Here is a 4,773-nt window from a genome sequence, read left to right on the forward strand (position 1 = left end):
GAGCCCATCGGATACATTCCCCCTGCCGAAGCTGAAGAAAATTACTATCGGCAACTCGTCTGTCAGGCCGCAATACCGGTCTGACTTAACCCAACGGGCCTCCACGAAACCCGGGGTGATTCAATTAGCTGTTTAAATCATTGATTTGTAACGATTTACTCAGCAGTCCGTAACGAAGGCGACGCCAGCCATGCTGTCATTCTGAGCGCAGCGAAGAATCTTGCCAGCATACCGAGATCCTTCGCTGCGCTCAGGATGACAAAGTATGTCGCACTACTTTCGAACTGCTGAGTAAAGTCTCTTTGATGTTTTATTTCCAAGGGGCACTCCTATGCTTGCATGCCAAATGCATACAAAAAAAGCCCTGGAAAGCCACCATCAGGGTATGCCGAAGCACCGGAAATGGCATATTGAGCCCGAAGGCGTTGGCCACCCGCAGGCAGCCTGTTCTGGACGTTTTTAAGGAATGAAATATGCTTCTAGCCCTTTCAAAACATGCGTTGATAGCTATTATTTTTATAGCTAATTTCGTGGCTGACGGGCTTAACGCCCAAGCCCAGGCCCAGACGGTTCGCAGCGAGACCGTGGCCAGCGGTCTGGAGCACCCTTGGGCCGTGGCCTTTCTGCCCGAAGGCCGGTTTTTGGTGACCGAGCGGCCCGGCCGCATGCGGGTGGTGCAGGCCGACGGCAAGCTGGGTCCGGCGCTGGCGGGCTTGCCGGCTGTGGCCGCGGGCGGCCAGGGTGGCCTGCTGGATGTAGTCACCGACAGCGATTTCGCCCAAAACCGCAGGCTTTACTTCTGCTACTCGGAGCCCGGGGGCGGCAGCGGCGCCAACAGCACGGCGCTGGCCCGCGCCACCCTGAGTGCGGACCACAGCCGGCTGGAAGACGTCCAGGTGATCTTCAGCCAGAAGCCCAAGGTGGGCAGCAGCCTGCATTTTGGCTGCCGGATTGTCGAGGCCCGCAAGGAGGGCAAGCCCGACGGAACGCTGTTTTTGACGCTGGGTGACCGTTATTCGCGCCTGCACGACGCCCAAAAGCTGGACAACCACCACGGCAAGGTGATCCGTATCCATAAAGACGGCACCATCCCCCAAGACAACCCCTTTGCCGCGCCCTCTTTTGTAAAGAGCGGCGCGTTGCCTGACATCTGGAGCTACGGGCACCGCAACCCGCAGGGCGCCACGCTGGCGCCGGACGGCACTTACTGGATGCACGAACACGGGCCGCAGGGCGGCGACGAGATCAATCTGCCGCAGCCCGGCCGCAACTACGGCTGGCCCGCGATCACCTACGGCGAGAACTACGGCGGCGGCAAGATAGGCGAGGGCTTGGCCGCCAAAGCCGACATGGAGCAGCCGCTGCATTACTGGGTGCCGTCGATCGCGCCCTCGGGCATGGCGTTTTTGACCAGCGAGCGTTACGGCAAGGCCTGGCAGGGCAATCTGTTTGTCGGTTCGCTCAAGTTTGCCTACCTCAACCGCATCGAGCTGTCCGAGCCTTACAAAGGCAAGGTGGTGCGCGAGCACAAGCTGCTGGCCGATGCCGGTGAGCGCATCCGCGACGTGCGCCAGGGTCCCGACGGGCTGCTCTATGTATTGACGGACAGCCGCCAGGGAAGGCTGCTGCGGCTGTTGCCTCCTTGAAAATCATCGCTGAAAGGCATCACTGAAAGCCATATTGAGCGTGATGCAAGGATGAAGTGAGGAACTCTCACAGTTATCATCAACCCATGATTCGAATGGCTTCATGGCATGGCGCGCTGGCAAGCCTCAAGCGCACGGCGCAGCGGTGGCTGGACGAGTGGTGGCGCCTGGTGTACCTGGGGGCGCTGATCCTGGTGCTGATGCTCTCGCCGGCCAGCTACAGCCGCGAAAACCGCCGAGTGCTGGCCCTGCACATGTATGCCAACACCGCACCGATTCTGGTCGGGTTCACGGTGCTGTGCGCGCTGGTCACGCTGGTGCTCACGCGCATCGTGCTGGCCACGGCCCTGAGCTACGGCCTGTCGCAATATGCCTTGCAGGTGGTGATCCGGGTGCTGGTGCTGGAGCTGATCCCCTTGACCGCAGCCCTGTTTGTGGCGCTGCGCTGCACCATTCCCGACGGGGCGGAGCTCGCGCTCATGCAAGCCAGCGGTGGCCTGGAAGCCCTGCGCCGGCGCGGCATCGATCCGGTGCGCCAGGAGGTGCTGCCGCGGGTGACGGCGGGCATATTTTCCACCGTGACGCTGGCCGCACTGAGCTGCGTGGTGGCGCTGGTGCTGGCCTACCTGGCCGCCTACGGCTTCACCGTTTCGGGCTTTGCGGGCTACACGCGCCTGTTTGGCCAGGTGTTCAACCCGGCGGTGACGCTGATTTTTGTGCTGAAAACGCTGTTCTTCAGTCTGGCCGTGTCCTTGATTCCCATGGCCTCGGCCCTCTACGGCATGACCGGCCACAAGACACGCACCGGTGCCGAGCTGCGTGCGCTGGTGCGCATGTTTGCCGTCATTTTGCTGATTGAGGTGGCCTCCCTGGTCGGGAACTACTATTAGCCACGAAAAGAGCCACGAAAACCACGAAAACCCGATACCCATGAGCGAACCCCAAGACCCCTTACCTCCATCGACCCCATCGCCCGCAGCGCCGCTGCCGCCGGTTGCCAATCTGGAGCTCAAGGCCGTGCTGCTGCTGGTCTTCATGCTGGCGCTGGTGGTGGGCTCGGCGCTGTTTGTGCTGTATGCCCGCGGCGCGTTCGAGGCCACGCAAAAGCTGGTGCTGGTGGCCGACGACTCCGAAGGCGTGGTGGTGGGCATGGACCTCACGTTTTCGGGCTTTCCGATCGGGCGCGTGCGCCGCATCGAGCTGGCGGATGACGGCAAGGCCCGCATCATTGTTGACGTTGCGGCCAAGGATGCGCACTGGCTGCGCACCTCCAGCGTGTTCACGCTGGTGCGCGGCATTGTGGGCGGCACCAACATCCGCGCCTACACCGGTTTGCTGAAAGATCCACTGCTGCCCGATGGCGCCGAGCGCACGGTGCTGATGGGCGACACCAGCGCGGAAATCCCCAAAGTCATTGCCGCGGCCAAAGACCTGATCGAAAACCTCAACAACCTGACCGGCAGCGGCGGCTCCGTGGGGGCCAGCCTGGCCAACCTGCAGACCTTGACCGAAAGGCTGAACGGCCCGGGCGGCGCATTGACTGTGTTGCTGGGCAGCGATGCGGAGGCCAAAAAACTCATCGCCACGCTGGATCGCACCAATGCCTTGCTCACCAAGCTCGACGGCCTGGCCGCCAAGACCGACACCCAGGTGTTTGGCGAAAAAGGCGTGATGCCCGAAACGCGTGCCACCATCGTGCAGCTCAATACCATGCTGGGCGAGGCGCGCAGCAGCCTGAAAAGGGTGGATGCCGTGCTGCAGGATGCCCAGGCCATCAGTTCCAACGCCAAAGACGCCACGGCCGACCTGGGCGCCTTGCGTGCCGATGTAGAGGCCAATTTGCGCAAGGTGGAAGGCCTGATCAATGACATCAGCCGCAAATGGCCCTTTGCCAAGGACCCCCGGGATGCGGAGATCAAGCTGCCATGAAGACCCTCATGAACTTTGCCGTGAAATTTGCTGCGCCGCTGGCCGGAGTTTTGCTCTTCAGTGCCTGCGCCAGCGGCCCCAAGCCGCCTGACTGGCAGCTCGAAGCCAAGGGTTCGATGGAGCGCTCGGTGGCCGCCTACATGGAAGGCAACACACGGGTGGAAACCGCTGAACTGGCGCGTGCGCGCAGCCAGCTCTCGCGCACCGGCCGCGCCGACCTGCTGGCCACAGCCGAGCTGCTGCACTGCGCCACCCGCGTAGCCAGCCTGGTGTTTGAACCCTGCGCCGGTTTTGAAAAACTGCGCCAGGATGCGACCGCCGCGCAGCAGGCCTATGCAGACTATTTGCGCGGCCAGGTGCAGCCGCAAAGCATGGCCTTGCTGCCCGAGCCGCAGCGCGCCGCTGCCGGTGGCAATGCCGGGGCCGTCCAGGGCATTGCCGATCCGCTGTCGCAACTGGTGGCGGCTGGTGTGTTGTTCCAGAAAGGCCAAGCCAGCCCGACCGTGATTGCGCAAGCAATGGATACCGCCTCGGCCCAAGGCTGGCGCCGCCCTTTGCTGGCCTGGCTGAACGTGCAAGCCCAGCGCGCAGAGCAGGGCGGTGACAGCGAGGAAGCTGCACGGCTGCGCCGGCGCATAGCGCTCACGCAGGGCCAGGCGGCGAATGCAGCCCAAGAGAAGCGTTGAGGCTTACATCAGCCATGAATTAAAGTTGGGCGTCACGCTATGGATGAGCGGTTGATCAAACAATGGCAAGTAACGGAGTCGCTTCTCGAAGCAGCGGCCGCAGAAATCGCATCTACTGAGCCGCATTGTGAATACAAGGGTTTCCTGGATCACAACGAACTCGAGCTCGCTCTGAATGTTCTTGAGGATGCGGGGCACGAGTTGAAGGTTTCGCGCGAATACTGGTGGAACCTCATGAAAGCGGCGGAAGTCATGGGCCTTACCGAACGATACGACGCACTGCGTGAAGAGTTCCGGAAGACCATCAATGCCGAGAAAACCTAACTGGTCATATATGGACTCGCCCTCGACAGCAAGAAGCTGACCGCCTTATTCCTACAAGTCATTTTGTCTAGTCCGTTGGGAGACCCCCCGGCTCTGCCGGGGAGGCAGTAGAAGTTTGACGTATGCGTAGGTATGGGTGTCCATCGCAGAAACTTCCAATCGTGAGCCGCCAAGCAAACGAAAGGAAA

At 61.6% G+C, this 4,773-nt stretch carries 5 protein-coding genes; all 5 read left to right on the forward strand.

Annotated features, from left to right (window positions below):
* The first annotated feature begins 473 nt into the window (after nucleotides 1-473).
* On the forward strand, nucleotides 474-1,646 hold the full coding sequence (locus V6M61_RS04375) for a PQQ-dependent sugar dehydrogenase (protein ID WP_332775347.1): 1,173 nt from the start codon (nucleotides 474-476) through the stop codon (nucleotides 1,644-1,646).
* 86 nt (nucleotides 1,647-1,732) lie between these two features.
* A complete protein-coding gene (locus tag V6M61_RS04380) occupies nucleotides 1,733-2,536 on the forward strand; it encodes an MlaE family ABC transporter permease (RefSeq protein WP_332775348.1) in 804 nt (267 codons plus the stop codon).
* A 40-nt stretch (nucleotides 2,537-2,576) separates the two neighbouring features.
* Complete coding sequence (locus tag V6M61_RS04385) at nucleotides 2,577-3,575, forward strand: MlaD family protein (RefSeq protein WP_332775349.1); 999 nt, start codon at nucleotides 2,577-2,579, stop codon at nucleotides 3,573-3,575.
* Nucleotides 3,572-4,261: a hypothetical protein gene (locus V6M61_RS04390; protein WP_332775350.1), complete on the forward strand. Its 690-nt coding sequence runs from the start codon at nucleotides 3,572-3,574 to the stop codon at nucleotides 4,259-4,261. Before V6M61_RS04385 ends, V6M61_RS04390 begins: the two co-directional genes overlap by 4 nt.
* 39 nt (nucleotides 4,262-4,300) lie before the next feature.
* Complete coding sequence (locus tag V6M61_RS04395; RefSeq protein WP_332775351.1) at nucleotides 4,301-4,585, forward strand: hypothetical protein; 285 nt, start codon at nucleotides 4,301-4,303, stop codon at nucleotides 4,583-4,585.
* Nucleotides 4,586-4,773 lie beyond the last annotated feature (188 nt).

The sequence above is a fragment of the Polaromonas sp. genome (genome assembly GCF_036676035.1).
In the GTDB taxonomy this organism is placed as follows: Bacteria; Pseudomonadota; Gammaproteobacteria; order Burkholderiales; family Burkholderiaceae_C; genus Polaromonas.

Coding starts and splice junctions, on each gene's coding strand:
- V6M61_RS04390 (WP_332775350.1), top strand. CDS start 3,572: ATGAAGACCCTCATGAACTTTGCCGTGAAATTTGCTGCGCCGCTGGCC.
- V6M61_RS04375 (WP_332775347.1), top strand. CDS start 474: ATGCTTCTAGCCCTTTCAAAACATGCGTTGATAGCTATTATTTTTATA.
- V6M61_RS04385 (WP_332775349.1), top strand. CDS start 2,577: ATGAGCGAACCCCAAGACCCCTTACCTCCATCGACCCCATCGCCCGCA.
- V6M61_RS04395 (WP_332775351.1), top strand. CDS start 4,301: ATGGATGAGCGGTTGATCAAACAATGGCAAGTAACGGAGTCGCTTCTC.
- V6M61_RS04380 (WP_332775348.1), top strand. CDS start 1,733: ATGATTCGAATGGCTTCATGGCATGGCGCGCTGGCAAGCCTCAAGCGC.